Here is an 18,898-nt window from a genome sequence, read left to right on the forward strand (position 1 = left end):
GGGTGACGGGCGTCACCGCGTCCGTCACCATCGGGGGATGACGGATGTGAGCACAGTCACCGGCCAGCCTCCGCTCAAGCGGGCTATCGGGCCGAAGTTGCTGCTGTTCTTCGTGGTGGGGGACATCCTCGGTACCGGCATCTACGCGCTGACCGGCTCGGTGGCCGGCGTCATCGGCGGCGCGCTGTGGATCCCGTTCCTGTTGGCGTTCATCGTCGCCTTCATCACGGCGTTCAGCTATCTGGAGCTGGTGGGCAAGTACCCACGTGCTGCGGGCGCCGCGCTCTACACGCACAAGGCGTTCGGCATCAACTTCCTGACGTTCATGGTCACGTTCACCGTGATGTCGTCGGGGATCACGTCGGCGGCCTCGGCGGCGAAGGCGTTCGGCGACACCTACCTGAAGCAGTTCATCGTGCTGCCGACGTGGGCCGTGGCCGCTGTCTTCATCCTCGGCCTCGCACTGATCAACTTCCGCGGTGTCGGCGAGTCGGTCAAGGCGAACGTCGTGCTGACCTGCATCGAGCTCTCCGGCCTGCTGCTGATCATCGGCGTCGGGCTCTACGCGGTCGCACGCGGCCAGGGTGAGCCCTCGCGCCTCATCGAGATCAACACCGGCACCCAGCCGGCGTTCTTCGCGATCACCGCGGCGACCTCGCTCGCCTTCTTCGCGATGGTCGGGTTCGAGGACTCCGTCAACATGGCCGAGGAGTGCCACGACCCGGTGCGGATCTTCCCGAAAGCGATGCTCTGGGGGATGACCGCTGCCGCGACGATCTACGTGGCCGTGGCGATCCTGTCGTCGATGCTCGTGCCGACGGCCGACCTCGCCGCCGCCAAGAGCGATGCCCTCTTCCGCGTGCTGCAGGTCGGGGCCCCCGGCTTCCCGCTGGCGGTCTTCGCCGTGATCGGGCTGTTCGCCGTCGTCAACTCGGCGCTGATCAACATGCTGATGGCGAGCCGGCTGCTGTACGGCATGTCGAACGAGCGGATCATCCCGACGATCTTCGGGCGGGTGCACGAGGGCCGGCGCACCCCGTGGGTCGCGATCGTGTTCACCAGCGTCATCGCGATCATCCTCGTGGCGAGCGCCGACATCTCCCTGCTCGGCGGCACGACGGCGTTGCTGCTGCTCGCGGTGTTCACGATCGTCAACATCGCGGTGCTGGTGCTGCGCAAGGACAAGGTCGAGCACGACCACTTCAAGGCGCCGAAGTGGACGCCGTGGGTGGGCATCGTCCTGTGCGGCTACCTCGTGACCCCGTTCGCCGGTGTCCCGTGGGACCGCTACCTCATCGCGATCATCCTGCTCGGTGTCGGCGTCGTGCTCTGGGTGATCAACTACTTCGTCGTCGGCAAGGTGAACGTCGACCCGGCCAAGCTCTCGAGCGCCGAGCCGGAGTAGTCAGGCAAACCCTGGCGACATCAGCGACATCACAGGCTCCAGCGGGCGCGACACGCCCGCTGAGCACTAGCGTTGTGCGCAACAAACGCACAAACCTGAGTGTGAGGGAACCTCCACATGGCCGACGAGAAAACCACCGCTGTCCTGCACCACCCCGGCGGTGAGCACGAGATGCAGATCAGCAGCGCCGCCGAGGGAGCGTCCGCCTTCGACATCTCGAAGCTGCTGCCCTCGACAGGGCTTGTCACACTCGATTCCGGCTACGGGAACACCGCCTCGTGCTCTTCCGCGATCACCTACATCGACGGCGACGCGGGGATCCTGCGTTACCGCGGGTACCCGATCGACCAGCTCGCCGAGAACTCCACGTTCCTCGAGACGAGCTACCTGCTGATCTACGGGGAGCTGCCGTCGAAATCGGAGCTCGAGGCGTTCACCACGAAGATCAGCCGGCACACGCTGCTGCACGAGGACCTGAAACGGTTCTTCGACGGCTTCCCGCGTGACGCGCACCCGATGCCGGTGCTCTCCAGCGCCGTCAGCGCGTTGTCGACCTTCTACCAGGACAGCCTCGACCCCTTCGACTCCGACGCCGTCGAGCTGTCCACCGTCCGCCTTCTCGCCAAGGTCCCGACGATCGCGGCGTACGCCTACAAGAAGTCGGTCGGCCAGCCGTTCCTCTACCCCGACAACTCGATCGGGCTGGTGGAGAACTTCCTGCGGCTGACGTTCGGGTTCCCGGCCGAGCCGTACGAGGTCGATCCCGATTTCGTCCGTGCGCTCGACGTGCTGCTGATCCTGCACGCCGATCACGAGCAGAACTGCTCGACCTCGACGGTCCGGCTGGTCGGCTCGTCGCACGCCAACCTCTTCGCGAGCATCTCCGCTGGGATAAATGCCCTCTTCGGGCCGCTGCACGGCGGCGCGAACCAGGCGGTGCTGGAGATGCTGCAGCGCATCCGCGACGAGGAGAACGGCGACGTCGAGAAGTTCGTCGAGCGCGTGAAGAACAAGGAGAAGGGCGCCCGCCTGATGGGCTTCGGGCACCGGGTCTACAAGAACTACGACCCGCGCGCGAAGATCGTCAAGCAGAGCGCCGACGAGATCCTCAAGAAGCTCGGCGTGACCGACCCGCTGCTCGACATCGCGAAGCAGCTGGAGGAGAAGGCGCTCGCCGACGACTACTTCATCGAGCGCAAGCTCTACCCGAACGTCGACTTCTACACCGGCGTCATCTACCGGGCGATGGGCTTCCCGACCAAGATGTTCACGGTGCTGTTCGCGCTCGGCCGGCTGCCCGGCTGGATCGCGCAGTGGCGCGAGATGATCAACGACCCGACCACGAAGATCGGCCGCCCGCGGCAGCTGTACATCGGCGCCACCGAGCGCGAGTACGTGTCGATGTCGAACCGCTGACGAACTTCCCCACCGTTTTGCCAACTTGCACGCCTTTCAGGGTGTGCAAGTAGGCAAAACGGTGGGGAAGTTTCGTGGGCGCGCCGTGCTGCGGGGTGGTGGAGGCGCGGCTAGCTTCGGGCGATGGGTACGACCGCTGTCGTCTGGTTCAGGCGTGATCTCCGGGTGCGCGATCAGCCGATCTTCCTCGCCGCCGCCGATGCGGCGGACTCCGCGGTTGCGCTGTTCGTGCTGGATCCCGCGCTGCTCGGGCCGGCGGGTGGGGCCAGGCTGACGTTCCTGTACCGCACGCTGCGCTCGCTCGACGCCGCGCTCGGCGGCAAGCTGCACGTCGTCGAGGGTGACCCGGCCGAGGTGGTGCCGGCGGTCGCGCGTGCGGTCGGGGCGGCGACGGTGCACGTCGCCGCCGACTACGGCCCGTACGGCACCCGTCGGGACGAGGCGGTAGAGCAGGCGCTCGCCGACGACGGCCGCGAGCTGGTCCGCACCGGCTCGCCCTACGCCGTCGCGCCGGGACGGGTGCGCAAGACCGACGGCGGCGCGTTCCGCGTGTTCACCCCGTACCGCAGGGCGTGGGACGAGCACGGCTGGCGCGGGCCGGCGCAGACCGACACCGGCACCGTCGAGTGGCTCGACCACAACGGCGGCGTGGCCATCCCGGACGACGTGCCCGTCGCCGCCGACCTCCCGGAGGCCACCGAGGAGGCCGCGCACGAGCGGTGGCAGGAGTTCGTCGACGACGGCGTCGCCCACTACGGCGACGAGCGGAACCGACCCGACCGCGACGGCACCTCGCGGATGTCGGTGTACCTCAAGTTCGGCCTGATCCACCCCAGGACGATGCTCGCCGACCTCGTGCGGCGCCGCTCCGGATCGGCGCAGGTCTACCGCACCGAGATCGCGTGGCGGGAGTTCTACGCCGACATCCTGTTCCAGCGCCCCGACTCCGCCCGGAAGAACTACGACACCGCCTTCGACGCGCTGCCGCTCGCTTCCGGGAAGGCCGCGGACGCGCACTTCGAGGCGTGGTGCGAGGGCCGCACCGGATTCCCGATCGTCGACGCCGGAATGCGCCAGCTGCGTGCGCAGGCGTGGATGCACAACCGCGTCCGGATGATCGTCGCCAGCTTCCTCGTGAAGGATCTGCACCTGCCGTGGTGGTGGGGCGCCCACCACTTCATGCAGCTGCTCGTCGACGGCGACCTGGCCTCCAACCAGCACGGATGGCAGTGGACGGCCGGCAGCGGCACCGACGCGTCGCCGTACTTCCGGGTGTTCAACCCGATCACCCAGGGCGAGAAGTTCGATCCCGACGGCGCGTACGTCCGGCGGTTCGTCCCGGAGCTCGCTGGCGTCCAGGGCAAGGCCGTGCACCAGCCCTGGAACCTGCCCGACGGCATTCCCGACGGATATCCCGAGCCGATCGTCGATCACAAGGCGGAACGCCTCGAAGCGCTCGCGCGCTACGAGGCCGTCAAATCCGCACGTAGTTGACGGGTGGGCGATTGCTCCCTGTGCGGGTCGGGAATACTTTCGGTGACTTCGAGGGAGAGGGATGGGTCATGGCTGAGGACTCGACGCCCCGTCGCCGCCGTCGCGGGTGGGCCGTCCTCCTGGTGGTGGCGGGCGCCGGCGGGTGGTACCTGTGGTCGCGCCGGACCGCCGCGGCCGACGTCAGCCCGTGGCCGGAACGGGAGCCCGTCCGCGTGGTCCCGCCGGCTGGGTCGACGGGTGCATCGACGAACGGCGCTGTGCGGACCGAGGCGCGGCCCGCCGCCGAGCCCGTGCCGGCAGCGACCCCGAAGCCCTCGCCGAGACCGCGGCCCAAGGCGGAGCCGAAGGCCAAGAGCGAGCCGAAGCCCCAGCCGATCGCCGCGACACCCGAGGGTGGCGCTCCGGCCGGTCCGGACGGTGCCGCCCCCGGCCCTGAGTACACGATCAAGGGCAACGCGGGCTCGATGCTCTTCCACCCGCCGAGCAGCCCGTACTACAAGCGCACGAAGGCGGAGGTGTGGTTCCGCACCCCGGAGGAGGCCACCGCCGCCGGCTTCACGGAATGGACGCCGAAGAAGCGCGCGAGCAAGTAGCGGGCGCGCCGGGCCGTCGTCAGGAAGGCTCGACGAGCCGGTGCTGATAGGCCAGCGCGACGAGCTGCGCCCTGTCGCGGGCGCCGAGCTTGGTCATGGCACGGCTGACGTGGGTCTTCGCGGTGGCGTGGCTGATGGTGAGAGCTGCGGCGATGTCGGAGTTGCTCATGCCCTGGGCGACGAGCCCGACGACCTGCCTCTCGCGGGTGGTGAGCTGCTCCAGCGCGCGGGGGTCGAGGCGTGGGGGCGTCCGCTCGACGAGCCGGGCGATCAGCCGCCGGGTCAGGCCCGGCGACAGCAGCGCTTCGCCGCCGCTGACGACGCGGATCCCGGCCAGGAGCTGCCGGGGTTCGGTGTTCTTGATCAGGAAACCGGCGGCGCCGGCGCCGAGCGCCTCGATGACGTACTCGTCGTGGTCGAACGTGGTCAGGATGAGCACGTGGACACCGGCCAGCTCGGGGTCGGCCGCGATCTGCTGGGTGGCGCTCAACCCGTCGACGCCGGGCATCCGGATGTCCATGAGCACGACGTCGGGGCGGGTCTCCTTGGCCAGCCGCACCGCGGCGGCCCCGTCGGCCGCCTCGCCGACCACGACCATGCCGGGCTCGGTGTCGATGAGCACGCGGAAGCCGCCGCGGACGAGGGCCTCGTCGTCGGCGATCAGCACGCGGATGGGCTCGGTCGCCGAGCCGGGTGGGTGCATGCGGACATCATCGCCGGGGCGGCACCGGCAGCTCGGCGCGCACTTCGAATCCGCCGTCCGGGTGCGGGGCCGCGGTGAGCCGACCCGACAACGCGCGGGCGCGCTCGCGCATCCCGTCGATGCCGTGCCCGTCGGTGCCGTGCCCGTCGGCGCCGCTCACGCCGGGGCCGTCGTCGAGGATCTGGATGAGCAGTCGCGAGGGCTCGTGCGTCACCGCGAGCCGCACGGTGCGCGCGTCAGCGTGGCGCAGCACGTTGGTGAGCGCCTCCTGGATGATCCGGTAGGCGGCGAGGTCGACCGGCGCGGGCAGGCGCCGGGGATCGCCCTCGACGTCCAGGTCGACCCGCAGCCCCGCGGCCGCCGCGGTGTCGATCAGATCGGCGAGCCGGTGCAGCCCGTTGCGGGGCTCGCGCGGGTGCTCGGGCTCCTCGCTCGTCACGTCGGTGCGCAGGACGCCGAGGATGGTCCGGACGTCGATCAGGCCCTCGTCGCAGACCTTCTTGATCGTGGTCAGCGCCTCGCGAGCCTGCTCGGGGCGCTCCTCGACGACGTGCAGGCCCACCCCGGCCTGCACGCTGATCGTGGCCATGGTGTGCCCGAACACGTCATGCAGTTCGCGCGCGATGCGCAGCCGCTCCTCCGCTGCGAGCCGGCCCGCCCGGTCCTCGCGGTTCTGGGTCTCCCTCAGCAGCCGGGTCCGGGTGGCCGCGAGCACCGCTCGGTGGTAGCCGACGGCCGCGCCGGCGCTGGCCGCGGTGGCGACCAGCAGCACGGCCTCGGGGACTACGCCGGCGGTCGTGGTGTCGCCGGCCACCACCCGGATCGTGAGTACCGCGATCGTCGCGGTGGGCACGGCGGCCGCGAGCCCCCACCGCCAGCCCCGGTGCGCAGCGAGCGTGTAGCAGCTGATCAGCGGGGCCACCGTGATCAGCCGCCCGGGATAGGCAGCGAGGAACCAGGCGACCGGGACGGCATTGAGCAGGATCAGCGCTGCGACCTGGTACCGGCGGCGCACCGCGACCGCGGCCACCACCACGACGGCGAGGGCGACCGCCCCGCCGTCCAGCGGGCGAGGGGCCGCCGTCACCACCGGCCCGACACCGACGGACGCGGCGACGAGGATCGCGAGCGCCACCACCCCGCCGAGTGCCGCGTCGGCGGCGGCCGGCCGCAGCGCGCCGCGGCGGGCCGGCTCACGCGTGGTGTTCACGGACCCATCGTCGCGGCCGACCGGCGGCACCGCATCCACTGACGGGCGTGGCCCTCCACTACCGCGCCGGTAGCAGGTGGATACCACCAGCGGCGGACGGTACGCCGAGCGCGTCAGCCCGAAGACACCTCCGCGGCCCGACGCGCCGGCCCGTCCCGCCGCGCACGATCGCTGCCATCGTTCCGCCGACGAAGGGATCGTCATGTTCATCGATCACATGGTCGCTGCCACCGGGGCCGTCCTGCTCGAAGCGCAGCTCGCCGCCCCTGCGGTGGGCGGGGGCTCCGGGCGACTCGGGGCCATTGCGGCCGGGCTCGTCGGGTTGGTCGGCGTGGTCGCCGGCGGGCTGGCGCTGGCCCGAGCCTGGGGGCGGATCGGTTCCGGCCGGTCCGGCGCCGCCGTGGCGTTCGTCGTGGGTCCGATCGGGATGGCGCTCGCCGGCCTGCACCTGGCGACCTCCACCGGTGGCATAGGGACCGGCAACGGGCGGGCCGGAGCCATCGTCGCGCTGGGGATCGGGCTGGTCGCCGTCGTGCTCGGCCGGCTCGCCGTGGCCCGATCGCGCCGCACGGGCTGAACCGGTCGTCAGGCGTGCCCGACCCGCAGGCCGGGCCAGCGATCCGCCGCCCACCGCCCCCAGTCCGGGTGCGGCGGTGGTGGCTCGTCGAGCGGCGCGCCGTCGACCTCGTCCGGCTTCGGTTCCTCGAAGAGCATCCGGCCCTCGGCCAGCTCGGCGTCGGTGAGGTCGGGGCCGGCGCCGGTGAGCGCCCTGGCGCGCACGCGGCGCCGCTGCTCCTGCTCGTCGACGGCCAGGTACTCGACGTGGCACTCGACCCCGGCCTGCGCCGCGAGCCAGCGCAGCGCCGTGCGCTCGTCGCGGCTCCAGAGCCCGAACTCGACGACGACCGGCGCCCCGGCCCGCAAGGCCGTGATCCCGAGGTCGAGCAGCAGTCCCTCGAGGGTGTCGCGCAGGTCGCCGATGTGCAGCGTGCCGAGCAGCGGTGCGGCCCAGTCGTCGGGGCACAACCGCAGCGCCCCGTGGGCCTGGGCGATCTCCCGTGCCCTGGACGTCTTGCCGGCACCCGGCAGCCCGACGATCAACCAAAGCACGACCGGACCCTACGGGAGTCAGATGGTGAAGCGGGACAGCTCCATCCGCTTCGTGATGCCGAGCTTCGGGTAGGCCCGGTACAGGTGGTGGCCGACCGTCCGCGGGCTGAGGAAGAGCTGCGCGGCGATGTCGCTGTTGCTGAACCCGGCGGCGGCCAGCCGCGCGACCTGCCGTTCCTGGGGCGTGAGCCGGGCGACGGGATCCGCGTCGAGACTCCGCGCCACCGGTCGGTCGCCCAGCGCGGCCAGCTCGGTCCGCGCGCGTTCGGCCCATGTGGCCGCGCCGAGCTGGTCGAACGCGGCGAGGGCCTCGGTGAGCCGCGCCCGCGCGTCCGTGCGGCGCCGCTGGCGTCGGAGCCACTCGCCGTACAGCAAGGACGTCCGCGCGAGGTCGTACAAGCGGGTGCCGCGGCGGTGCATCTCCAGGGCGGCGACGTAGTGCTTCTCGGCGTCCTCGCTGTTCGCGAGCATCGCGTCGCAGCGGTGCAGGAGCGCGATCGAGTGCGGCTGCGCCGTCCGGTGTGCCCATTCGCGGAAGGCGGCCAGATGCCGTTCGGCCTGTTCCGGCTGCCGGTTCCGGATCGTCGCCTCGACGTGGTCGGGCACTGCCCGGATCGGGAAGTCGTTCGCGGCCGGCCCGCCGCACACGCCGTCGAGGTCCTCGGCCGCCGACTCGTACCGGCCCTCGGCGAGGTCGAGCAGGCCGAGGGCCCACGAGGCCAGCGCTGCGTTCGTGGGGTGCGAGTCGCGGGCCTGCAGCGCGGTGCCCGCCTGGCTCGCGCATCCGGGCGCGTCGCCGGCGACGGCGGCCAGCCAGGCCGGGATGGCGTTCATGATGCCGACCTGGGTGTCCTGCCCCAGCTCGGTGGCCAGCGCGATGGCCTCGGCGATCGTCGTCTCGGCGTCGCGCAACTCGCCGCGCAGCAGCTGGGCGATCGCGAGCGGTTCCTGCGCGTACGGCAGCCAGCTGAGCGACCCCTGCTGGCGGGTCTCGGCGACGAGCGCCTCCATCAGCTGGGTGGCGTCGTCGTCGGCGGCGATCATCAGCGCGAGGTAGGCGGCCAGGACGCGCTCGACGAATCCCGTGACCCGTCCGGCCTGTGCCGCGTCCACGAGCTCCTGGGTCGCGGTGACGGCCTGCGGGGTGGCCCGGCCGTCGATCAGCTCGCCCACTGCGATCATGCCGGCGAGGACGGGCGCCTGCGCGGAGCTGCGCGGGAGAGCCACCGCCGCCAGCAACCGGCTCGCGTCGCGGGCGATGTCGTGGGCACCGGCGTCCTTCGCGCATCCGATGGCGTCGGTGAGGATCGAGACGGCGAGCTCAGGGTGCGATTCGACGATCGGCTCGGCGGCCTGCAAGCACAGCGCGGCGCAGGCCGCCGGCGACTCCCGCTCGTAGGCGATCTGGGCCCGGATCCAGACGGCTTCGGCCACGAGCCGGGTGTCGCTGGTCAGCCGGCCGCCCTCCGCGGCGAACTCCGCGGCGCGGTCCAGCCGGCCGGCGTCGAAGGCCGCGCGGGCCGCGCCGACCAGCCGCTCGGCGCGGAGCGCGGTGTCGGTGCTGAGGCGGGCGGCACCCTCGAGCGCGGCGGCGACGGCCGCGGACCCGCCGCGCTGCCGGGCGCGTCGTGCTGCCCGGTCGAGCTCGCGGGCGACGGCCTCGTCCGGCTCGGCCGAAGCGGCGGCGAGGTGCCAGGCACGCCGATCGTCCTCCTGGCCACCGGTCGTCGAATCGGCCAGTGCCCTGTGCACGTCGGCCGTCCACGCGCGTGGCGCGCCCTGGTAGACGGCGGCCCGGATCAGCGGGTGCCGGAAGCTCAGCGCGTCGCCGGTGACCCGGACGAGGCGCGCCCGCTCGGCAGGCTCCAGGTCGCCGGCCGCCAGCCCGAGCCGCCGGGCCGCCTCCATGATCAGCTCGACGCTGGCGGTGCCGTCCGCCGCCGCGATGAGAAGCATCCGCTGGGTCGCCTCGGGCAGGGCGTTGACCTGGGCCTGGAACGTGTTCTGCACACGTTCGGCCACCGGCAGCGGTTCGTACGGCACCGACCAGGTGCGGTCGGTGCGCTGCTCGGTGGCGGCCGTCGTGAGCTCCACGATGGCGAGCGGGTTGCCCCGCGCCTCGCTCAGGATCCTTGCCCTGAGGTGCTCGGCCAGCCCGCTCGCGTGCTGGTTCAGCAGGTCGGCGCAGCTCTCCCCGTCGAGGCGGCGCAACGGGAGTGCCTCGATCCCGCGGGCGGGGAACCGTCCGGTGTCGTCGCGGGCGGCGAACACCATCGCGATCGGTTCGGCCTCCAGCCGGCGCCCGGCAAACAGCAACGCCTCGGCCGACGCCTGGTCGAACCACTGTGCGTCGTCGATGAGGCAGGCGAGCGGCCCTTCCTTGGCCAGCTCGGAGAGCAACGACAAGGTCGCGGCGCCGACGAGGAACCGCTCTCCGGCCGGGCCGCCGACCAGGCCGAACGCGATCCGCAGCGCGGCCGCCTGCGGCGCGGGCAAGGCGTCGATGAGATCGAGATGCGGATACAGCAGGAGGTGCAGCCCCGCATAGGGCACCTCGGCCTCGGACTCGATCCCGACGCCCCGCAGCACCCGCACATCGGCGGCCTCCGCGACGTGCCCGAGCAGCGCGGTCTTGCCGATGCCCGCCTCACCGTGCACGAGCAGCGAGCCGCCCTTGCCGGCGCGCGCTCCGGCGAGCAGCTCGTCGAGACGGGCGCGCTCCGCGACCCGGCCCAGCATCATCCGAGGACGCTAACAAACGCGGCTACGTCGTTCGTCCGATACGGCACAGCGGTACCGACGGTAGCGATACCGATTCGAGCAGCTCCTTCCCTCCCATAACGTCGCCGCCGCGCTGGAACGGCGCAGCAGCGGAGGGGAGATTCGACATGGTCAGGACGGTTCCAGCCCTGAAGGGCAGCCGGCGAGGTCTTCTGGCGTCCTCGGCGGGGATCGCCGCGCTCGGGATCCTGCTGGCCGCGTGCGCGACGCCGAGCCCGGCACCACCGGGCCCGGAACCGGCACCGGGCTCGGCGCCGCGCACCACCGGCTACCTGCCCGTCGACGGGATCGACGTCTACTACGAGGTGCACGGAGCTGCGCGCGAGGGCAAGGCCCCGCTGGTGCTGCTGCACGGCGGGCTCGTCGCGATCGACATGTCGTTCGGCGGGATGATCCCCCGGCTGGCCGCGGACCGCCAGGTCATCGCGATCGAGCAGCAGGGCCACGGCCACACGGCCGACCGCAGCGGCCCGCTCAGCTACGACCGGATGGCCGCGGACACCGTGGCCGTGCTCAGGCACCTCGGGGTCGGCCGGGCCGACGTGTTCGGCTACAGCATGGGCGGCGTGACCGCGCTGAAGCTGGGGATCCAGCACCCGGACCTCGTCCGGAAGCTGGTGGTCGCCTCCGCGGCCTTCGACAAGGCCGGGTACTACCCGGGCGTGCTCGAAGGGATCGCCGCCATGAGCCCCGACAACTTCGCGGGCTCGGGGCTGCCCGAGATCTACGCGAGCGTCGCGCCCGACCCCGGCGCCTGGACCGGGCTCGTGGAGAAGGTCAAGCAGCTCGACCTGCAGTTCCAAGGTGTGCCGCCGGAGCAGATCGCCTCGATCGCCGCCGCCACGCTCGTCATCGTCGGCGACTCGGACGACGTCAGCATCGCCCACGCCGCTCGGCTCTTCGAGCTGCTGGGCGGCGGGACTCCGGGCGACCACAAGGGCCTGCCCGACGCGCAGCTGACCGTGCTCCCCGCAACCGGGCACCTCGGCGTGCTCACCGAGCGCAGCGACGCGGTCGTGGCGACCACAACCGCGTTCCTGGACCGGCCATAGGGGCGGGGCTGCTCCGTCCGGTCGGCTGGGAGGGCAGGAAAGCCACTTTCCGGCCCTCACAGGGCAGGAAAGTGGCTTTCCTGCCCTCGCGTGCGGGCCGCACACATCCCGGGGAACGCCGACTCAGCTGCCGCGCAGCGCGTCCCGCAGGCTCACGCGCGCGCCGGTGCGCAGGATCGAGTTGCGGTACACCCGCCCGGCCAGCCGCACGACGACGGCGATCGCGATCAGCGCGAGCACGGCCGACACCACGACCTCCCAGACCGACGCGACGCCGAGCGCGTAGCGGGCCGGCATGACGGTCTGGGAGAAGAACGGCACGTAGGAGAGCACGGTCGCGACCTGGTTGCGCGGGTCGTTCGGCAGCAGGTTCAGCGTGAGGATGAACGGGATGATGATCACGAAGATCATCGGGGCGATGACGGAGTTCAGCTCCTCCTGGCGCGAGACCGTCGAGCCGATCGCCGCGTACAGCGCCGCGAACAGGAAGAACCCGAGCAGGTACCAGACGATCACCATCACGAACATGCCGAACGCCGCGCCGGGCACCGTCAGCATCCCGGTCAGCGACGCGCCGACCACCCCGATCGCCCCGAGGATCACCAGCTGCAGCAGCCCGACCGCGCCCAGCCCGAGGATCTTGCCGCCGAGCAGCTGCCACGGCTTGATCGTCGCCAGCAGCAGCTCGACGACCCGGCTCTGCTTCTCCTCGACGACGCCGGTTGCGACGAGCTGGCCGTAGCCGCTGAAGGAGATGAAGAGCAGGATCGTGCCGACGATGGCGAGCACGAGCTGCTCCCCGCGGTGCGGGTCGACCGGTTCGGTCGTCGTTGTCGCCACCTGTGAGCCGGCCGCCAGCTGGGCGGGGTCGACGCCGGCGCTGGCCAGCGCGGTGCGCAGCGCCTGCTGCTGTACCGCTGTCGCGACGATCGCCTCCAGGCCGGAGTCGACGGTGTCGCGTCCGACCAGCTCGTAGCTGCCTGCGGTGCCGACCAGCAGCGCGGAGCGCCGGTCGCCTTGGACGTCGGCCCGTCCGGTGGCCTCGTCGACCTCCGTGATCTGCAGGTCCAGGCCCTGCGTGCGGGCCGCCTCCTCGATGCCCGCCCGCAGCGGGGCGGCCGCCGCGACGATGCCGAGCGACTTGCTGGAGCTCTGGCTCGCGAGGAAGCCGCCCAGCAGCGCGCCGCCGGCGAACAGCGCCAGCGTGATCACCAGCCCGATCACGAAGCTGCGCGACCTGACCTGGCTGACGAACTCCCGACGCGCGACCAGCAGCACAGCCTGGTTGGCGCTGATGGGCCCGGACCGGACGGCGGTGCTCATGCCGGCGCCTCCTCGGTGTGCGCGTCCTGCACGACGTCGCGGTAGAGCTCGGTGAGCGGTGGTCGCCAGCGCCGGAACTCGTGCACGGGCCCGGCCGCCAGCGCGGCGCGCAGCACGTCCTGGTCGTCGGTGCCGTCGGCGAGCTTGATGCGTGTGCGGGTGCCGTTGCTCTCCAGCACGTCGACACCCGTGGTGGTCTCGGCCCAGCCGGAAGGCGGCCCGTGCACGTCGACGACGGTGGAGCCGTCGCGTGCCCGCAGCTCCTCGACGCTGCCGGTGGCGACCATCCGGCCCGTCGCGATGATCCCGATCCGGTCGCACAGCCGCTCGACCAGCTCCAGCTGGTGGCTGGAGAAGATCACCGGGACGCCGGCGTCGGCCTTCTCCCGCAGTACCCCGCTCATCACCTCGACGGCGGTCGGGTCGAGACCGGAGAACGGCTCGTCGAGCACCAGCACCTCGGGGTCGTGCGCGAGCGCCGCACACAGCTGCACGCGCTGCTGGTTGCCGAGCGAGAGCTTCTGCACCTCGTCGCCGGTGCGCGCGGCGATGCCGAGCCGCTCCGTCCAGTGCTCGATCGACGCCCTGGCCTGCGCGGCGGACAGCCCGTGCAGCCTGGCGAGGTAGCGCAGCTGCGAGCCGACCTTCATCTTCGGGTAGAGCCCGCGCTCCTCCGGCATGTAGCCGATGCGCCTGCGCAGCTCGGCGTCGACGGGCTTGCCGTTCCACCGCACCTCGCCTGCGTCGGCGGCCAGCACTCCCAGCACGATCCGCATGGTCGTCGTCTTGCCGGCGCCGTTGCCGCCGACGAAACCGAACAACTCACCGGGCCGCACGGAGAACGTGACGCCGTCCAACGCCTGCCGGTCGCCGAAGCGCTTGGACACGCCGTCGATGTCGAGCACGCCAGCGACCCTAGTAGGCCCGACCATCCCGGCCGCGACGCCGCGCAGGCCGGACCGAGTGACCGTCGACAACGACGTTCTGGCTGTTGTTAGCGCTCACAAACAGCCATTACGTCGTTGTCGACGGTGTCCGCTCAGGACGCGAACAGGCGCGCGACCAGCTCGCCGCGGCTGGAGACGTCGGCCTTGGCGAAGATCGTCTTGAGGTGGTCGCGCACGGTGTGCGGTGAGATGGACAGCGCCGCCGCGATCTCGGCGGTGGCCAGCCCGCGCGCGACGAGCCGGGTGATCTCCAGCTCGCGCGGCGTCAGCCCGTCGGCCTCCGCGATGAGCACTGCCAGGTCGGCGGCCGGCGCCTGCTCGATGACGAGCGCCACCGGGCCGGGCCGTCCGTCCGGCCCGCTGAGGCAGGACGCGTGGCAGGTCAGCCACCGGCCGTCGACGGTCCGGATGCGCATCTTCGCGCCATCGCGCTCGCGTCCGGTGGCGACGGCCCGGGCCTGCAGCGCCGTGGCGACCACCCAGATCGGCAGCCGCAGGCCCAGCGGGGACGGCACGGACGGGCCGGCCGGGAGCAGCGCGAGGAACCGCCGCGCCTCCTCGTTGATCGACGTCGGCTCGCCGGCGGGATCGAAGAGCACCAGCCCGGGTGCCTGCGAGCCGTCGGGACCGCCGGTCGTGGACGGCCGGGCGAAGCCGCGCAGCAGCGTCGCGAGCGGACCGGACAGCTCGGCGAGCAGCGCCGTCTCGGCCGGGACGAACGCGGCGCCACCACCACGACCACCGTGCATGCGGAACAGGCTCACCACGGCCCACGGCCGGTCGCCGATCCGCAGCACCGCCCGCAGCTCGTCGTCGACGCCCTGGCGCTCCAGCAACCGTCGGAAGCGGGCGCTGCGTGCGGGCAGGTCGCGGGTGGCCGCGCGCAGGCCGGCCGCCGGGACGTCGGCGCGGGCGAGGTCGCGGAACGGGACGACGTTCTCCTCCAGCAGCTCGCTCGCCCAGTAGGCAGCGCAGTCCTCGCGCGAGCCGAGGTCCTGCACCAGCATCGGCGCGGTGATGAGACCGGTCTCCGGATCGGTTGCCGCCCACACCGCCGAGTCGAACGGCACGAGCCGCCGCAGCCGGGCGGACGTCCGGCTGAAGAGCCCGAGCGCGTCGGTGGCGCGGCCGGCGCTCGACAGCACCTCGGCGCGGCCTCTCATCACGGACATCCGGCTACCTCCCCACCCGTCAGGGTGCCCGGCCCCCTGTTCGGCCCCAACCCCCCGTTTGAGGGGGTGATTCCCGGCCGCTCACCGCATGCGGGGGATGGGCGGCGGCTCCGGTGTCGAACAGGCTCGGACCCATGGACATCACCATCGTCGGAGCGGGCGCCGCCGCGGTCGGTCTGCTGGACGCGCTCGCCGCTTCCGCGAGCGGCCCCGGCACCATCACGGTCGTCGAGCCGTCCCCGCACCTGTGGAAGGGCCGCCCGTACGGCCCCGATTCGGACTCGGTGCTGGTCAACGTGCCACCGGCGATCATGTCGATCCGGGGCGGCGACATGGCGCACTACGCGTCGTGGCTGGGCGCCCGCGGCGCCGCCCACATGGACGACCTGCTCGGACAGCCGCTGGTCCCACGCGCGCTCTACGGCGAGTACCTCGTCGACACCGCCGAGAAGGCGATGGCCATGCTGCGCGAGAACGGCCGGGACGTGCGGGTCGTCCCCGCCGGCCTGACTGCGGCGAGCAGATCGGGAGCCCGCTGGTCGCTGCGCACCCGCGACGGCCGTGCTCTCGAAACCGATCATCTTGCGCTGTGCGTGGGCGGCGGGACGCCCCACGACCACTACGGCCTGAGCGGAGCCGCCGGCTTCATCGCCGACCCGTACCCGCTGGCCACGACGCTCGACGAGGTCCCGCCCGGCGCCGACGTCACCGTCATCGGCAGCGGCCTGACCGCCGTCGACGTCGTCGTGACGCTCGCTGCGCGAGGCCACAGCGGGCGGATCACGCTGCTGTCCCGCAGCGGCGTGCTGCCCCACGTCTGGCAGCGTCCGACGGGCCACCGGCCGCGGCACGTCACCGCCGAGCGCGTGGCGGCGCTGCACCGCGAGCACGGCGTCGTCACCCTCGACGACCTGGTCGGGCTGCTGCGCGCCGAGCTGGCCGAGGCGGGCGAGTCGTTCGACGAGTTCGCGGCCGAGCTGCTGGCGACCTCGACCGACGACCCGGCCCGGCGCCTGCGGGCGCAGCTGGCTGCCGTCGACGACCCGCGCATCGGCCGGCGGGTGCTCCAGGAGACGGCGCACAGCGTCGGCCCGTTCGCGTGGCGGCTGCTGCCCGAAGCCGACCGCGAGCGGTTGCGGCAGCACTTCCGTGTGGCGACCAGCGTCGCCTCACCGATGGTCCCGGTGAACGCCACCGTCGTGATGCGGCTGCTGGACTCCGGGCAGCTCGTCCTCGCCGCGGGCGCGCACCGGATCGAGGCGGTGGACGGCCGGTTCCGGGTGCGCGGCTCCCGCATCAGCAGCACCACCGACGTCGTCGTCAACGCCGTGAACCCGCCACCGCGGTCGGTGCCACAGGGGGCGCGGCAGCTGGTCGACTCGCTGCTGGCCGACGGCGCGGCCGAGCCGCACCCGTCGGGCGGGCTGGTGGCGCTCGATCCGCGCCTGCACGTGGTCGGCGACCTCGCCGGGGGCGGGTCGTTCATCACGTCCAGCATCCCGGGCGTCGCCGCGCAGGCAGCCGGTGCCGCGCGGGCGATCGTCGACGGCCCTGATCGTCGACGGCCCTGATCGTCAGCCGGTGCCCGCGCCGGTGGTTATGCCGTACCCGCGGATCTTGCGGTAGATCGTCGCGCGGGACATGCCCAGGTGGCGGGCCGCCTCGGCCTTGTTGCCGTTGTTGTCCAGCAGCGCGTCGACGATCGCGTCGCACTCGATCGCCTCCAGGGGCGTGAGCACCCGGCGGGTGATCGCGTGCGTCTCCGGTGGCAGGTCGGCCGGCACGACGACGCCGGCGCGGCGGCGCGCCACGACCTTGCGCAGCACCTGGTAGAGCTGCTCGACGTTGCCGGGCCAGCGGTTGCGCATCAGCACCCGCAGCGCTTCGGGCGAGCAGGTCAGCTCCGAACCGCGGGTGAGCCGGGCGATCAGGTGCGGCACCAGCTCCGCGACGTCCTCGACGTGGTGGCGCAGCGGTGGCACCTCGACCGTCCGCGGGAACGACTCCAGCAGGTTGGCGGCCTCGCCGCCGGCGAGACCGCCGCTGCTGACGGTCGCGACGACCCACGGCCGATCGGGGTCGGTCGACTCGCGGTGCGGCTCGAGCGCGTCGGCCAGCGTCTGCATGCCCTCCGTCGTCAACCGGTCGACGTGGGTGAGCACCAGCGTGCCGCCACCGGTCTCCAGCTCCTCGATGACGTCGGCGATCCAGCGTGGGCCGTAGTCGTCGGCGTCAAGTATCCGCAGGTGGGCGGCCGGCGAACGCATCTGGTGGGTGGCCTTGGCGACCGTCGTCTTGCCGGTGCCCGCTTCGCCCTCCAGCACCAGCCACTCGCGGCTCTGGAAGTGCCGGTCGATCGCCTGGCAGCACTTCGCCCACAGCATGCTGGAGCCGACGGCGGCCGACAGCGGCGAGGCGTGCCCGCCGGCGAGGCTGCGGGGCTTCTGGGCGATCTCCGGGGGCGCGAGCTGGACGTGCAGCACGCCGCCCGCGATGCCCTGCCGGATCCAGCTCGGCCGCACCTGCACGCGCGCGACGGCCCCGCTGGGCAGGTCGAGCATCAGCAGGCGGCGCCCGGTGTTCATGGCCTCGCTGGCGCCGGCGATGAGCGCGACCTGGTCGGCGGGGTCGATCAGCTCCCGCGCCTTGTCGTTCATCATCACCAGGTCGGGGCTGATGCCGAAGACGGCGCCGCGGTGCCGCCGGCACGCCGTGAGGTAGTCGTGCAGCAGCGCCAGCTCACGCGGCCCCGACTGGTCGAGCAGTGCGCCCTCGATCTGGCGGGCGATCCGGGCGACCGCAGTGGACATGAACCGGCCGGCGTCGCGACGCCAGCACGTCAGGTCGACGACGCCGAGCAGCTTGCCGCTGACCGGGTGCCAGATCGGGGCGCCGGCACAGGCGAGGTCGGCGAGGTTCTCGACGTAGTGCTCGTGGCCGAACACCTGGGCGGGCCCGCGGCCCTCCAGCGCGGTGCCGATGCCGTTGGTGCCGATGAACTTCTCCGCATAGCTGAACCCGGGCGCCAGCCACACCTTGTCCAGGTGCTGGTGCAACGCCGAGTCGCCGGTGCGGCGGTCGAGCACCACGCCGTCGGCATCGGTGAGGATGACGCTGACGGGCTCGGTCGCCATTTGGTCGGCCACGTCGGAGAGAATCGGCGAAGCGGCCCGCGACAGCGGCGAGTCCGGTTCGAGATCGAAGTCGTTCGAGAGCTCGATGTTGTCTGATGTGACGTGCCATTCTCGCGATCGCGTCCAGGACGCGAGAATGGAGTCGCGGACGACGCCGGCTTCGATCTTGTTCTCGACGATGAAGGACGTACGGGCGCGCACGAGACTCTCGGCGGTCCCGTCGGGCCGTCGAAGTACTGGGCCTTGGTTGGCGAGTGCCAAGCGATGCCCTCCTCGGCGCAGTGGTGGGACTCCGCTGCAATGCGGAGCCTGCGCCATTGGAAGGTACCGGGTACGGCCGCGCAGAGGCACAGCCAACTGCGCACAGTCTCATATTGAGACCTCGGCGCCTCATCCGGGGCGGTGTGATTCCCAGCACGAGGCAACGGCGCGCGTTCGGAATCTGCGTCGAGGTCTCGGGTCACCTCCGCTGCCGGCGCCACCCGCGCCACGGTCCGGCACCGCGGACGGGGGCAGACCACGGGGGACGTCCCGCGCACCGCGCAGCACGGACGCGTC

15 protein-coding genes are annotated in these 18,898 nt (G+C 72.2%); 7 read left to right on the forward strand and 8 right to left on the reverse strand.

Annotation, left to right across the window (positions count from 1 at the left end; genetic code table 11):
- Positions 1–37: 37 nt before the first annotated feature.
- The 4 genes from LL648_RS08225 to LL648_RS08240 all read left to right on the forward strand — a co-directional run bounded on the left by LL648_RS08225 (position 38) and on the right by LL648_RS08240 (position 4,908).
- A complete protein-coding gene (locus LL648_RS08225; RefSeq protein ID WP_232661800.1) occupies positions 38–1,405 on the forward strand; it encodes an APC family permease in 1,368 nt (455 codons plus the stop codon).
- A 117-nt stretch (positions 1,406–1,522) separates the two neighbouring features.
- Positions 1,523–2,821, forward strand: coding sequence for a citrate synthase (locus tag LL648_RS08230; protein ID WP_232661801.1), 1,299 nt, complete (start codon positions 1,523–1,525; stop codon positions 2,819–2,821).
- Positions 2,822–2,944: 123 nt separating this feature from the next.
- Positions 2,945–4,315, forward strand: a complete 1,371-nt coding sequence (locus LL648_RS08235; protein ID WP_232661802.1) for a cryptochrome/photolyase family protein — start codon at positions 2,945–2,947, stop codon at positions 4,313–4,315.
- Between the two features lie 68 nt (positions 4,316–4,383).
- Positions 4,384–4,908, forward strand: coding sequence for a sunset domain-containing protein (locus LL648_RS08240; RefSeq protein ID WP_232661803.1), 525 nt, complete (start codon positions 4,384–4,386; stop codon positions 4,906–4,908).
- A 19-nt stretch (positions 4,909–4,927) separates the two neighbouring features.
- Here the strand turns inward: LL648_RS08240 and LL648_RS08245 are convergent, their stop codons facing one another.
- Together LL648_RS08245 and LL648_RS08250 are read right to left on the reverse strand one after the other, a co-directional pair.
- A complete protein-coding gene (locus LL648_RS08245) occupies positions 4,928–5,611 on the reverse strand; it encodes a response regulator (protein WP_232661804.1) in 684 nt (227 codons plus the stop codon).
- A gap of 7 nt (positions 5,612–5,618) precedes the next feature.
- A complete protein-coding gene (locus LL648_RS08250; RefSeq protein ID WP_232661805.1) occupies positions 5,619–6,821 on the reverse strand; it encodes a sensor histidine kinase in 1,203 nt (400 codons plus the stop codon).
- A 202-nt stretch (positions 6,822–7,023) separates the two neighbouring features.
- Between LL648_RS08250 and LL648_RS08255 the strand changes: the two genes are divergently transcribed.
- Positions 7,024–7,398, forward strand: coding sequence for a DUF6223 family protein (locus tag LL648_RS08255; protein WP_232661806.1), 375 nt, complete (start codon positions 7,024–7,026; stop codon positions 7,396–7,398).
- An 8-nt stretch (positions 7,399–7,406) separates the two neighbouring features.
- Here LL648_RS08255 and LL648_RS08260 read toward each other — a convergent pair whose 3' ends face one another.
- Together LL648_RS08260 and LL648_RS08265 are read right to left on the reverse strand one after the other, a co-directional pair.
- On the reverse strand, positions 7,407–7,931 hold the full coding sequence (locus tag LL648_RS08260) for an AAA family ATPase (RefSeq protein ID WP_232661807.1): 525 nt from the start codon (positions 7,929–7,931) through the stop codon (positions 7,407–7,409).
- An 18-nt stretch (positions 7,932–7,949) separates the two neighbouring features.
- Positions 7,950–10,673: a helix-turn-helix transcriptional regulator gene (locus LL648_RS08265; protein WP_232661808.1), complete on the reverse strand. Its 2,724-nt coding sequence runs from the start codon at positions 10,671–10,673 to the stop codon at positions 7,950–7,952.
- A gap of 146 nt (positions 10,674–10,819) precedes the next feature.
- Here LL648_RS08265 and LL648_RS08270 point away from each other — a divergent pair, with 146 nt between their 5' ends.
- Positions 10,820–11,764 (forward strand): alpha/beta fold hydrolase, encoded by a 945-nt coding sequence (locus tag LL648_RS08270; RefSeq protein ID WP_232661809.1) that lies wholly within the window; start codon positions 10,820–10,822, stop codon positions 11,762–11,764.
- Positions 11,765–11,887: 123 nt separating this feature from the next.
- On the opposite strand, the gene LL648_RS08275 is transcribed toward LL648_RS08270, so the two are convergent.
- From LL648_RS08275 to LL648_RS08285, 3 genes are all read right to left on the reverse strand, one after another.
- The gene (locus LL648_RS08275) at positions 11,888–13,087 is read right to left on the reverse strand and encodes an ABC transporter permease (protein ID WP_232661810.1); all 1,200 of its coding nucleotides are present in this window, start codon (positions 13,085–13,087) and stop codon (positions 11,888–11,890) included.
- The gene (locus LL648_RS08280) at positions 13,084–14,019 is read right to left on the reverse strand and encodes an ABC transporter ATP-binding protein (RefSeq protein ID WP_232661811.1); all 936 of its coding nucleotides are present in this window, start codon (positions 14,017–14,019) and stop codon (positions 13,084–13,086) included. The genes LL648_RS08275 and LL648_RS08280 overlap by 4 nt, the downstream gene beginning before the upstream one ends.
- Before the next feature lie 107 nt (positions 14,020–14,126).
- A complete protein-coding gene (locus tag LL648_RS08285) occupies positions 14,127–15,206 on the reverse strand; it encodes a helix-turn-helix domain-containing protein (RefSeq protein WP_232661812.1) in 1,080 nt (359 codons plus the stop codon).
- Positions 15,207–15,340: 134 nt separating this feature from the next.
- On the opposite strand from LL648_RS08285, the gene LL648_RS08290 reads away from it, so the two are divergent.
- Entirely contained in the window at positions 15,341–16,777 is a 1,437-nt protein-coding gene (locus tag LL648_RS08290; RefSeq protein ID WP_232661813.1) for an FAD/NAD(P)-binding protein, read from the forward strand.
- Between the two features lie 3 nt (positions 16,778–16,780).
- Here LL648_RS08290 and LL648_RS08295 read toward each other — a convergent pair whose 3' ends face one another.
- Positions 16,781–18,541 carry a sigma-54-dependent Fis family transcriptional regulator gene (locus LL648_RS08295; RefSeq protein WP_232661814.1) on the reverse strand — a complete coding sequence of 587 codons (1,761 nt, stop codon included), beginning with the start codon at positions 18,539–18,541 and terminating at the stop codon, positions 16,781–16,783.
- Positions 18,542–18,898: the final 357 nt, after the last annotated feature.

It is taken from the genome of Pseudonocardia sp. TRM90224, from assembly GCF_021245725.1.
GTDB lineage: Bacteria > Actinomycetota > Actinomycetes > Mycobacteriales > Pseudonocardiaceae > Pseudonocardia.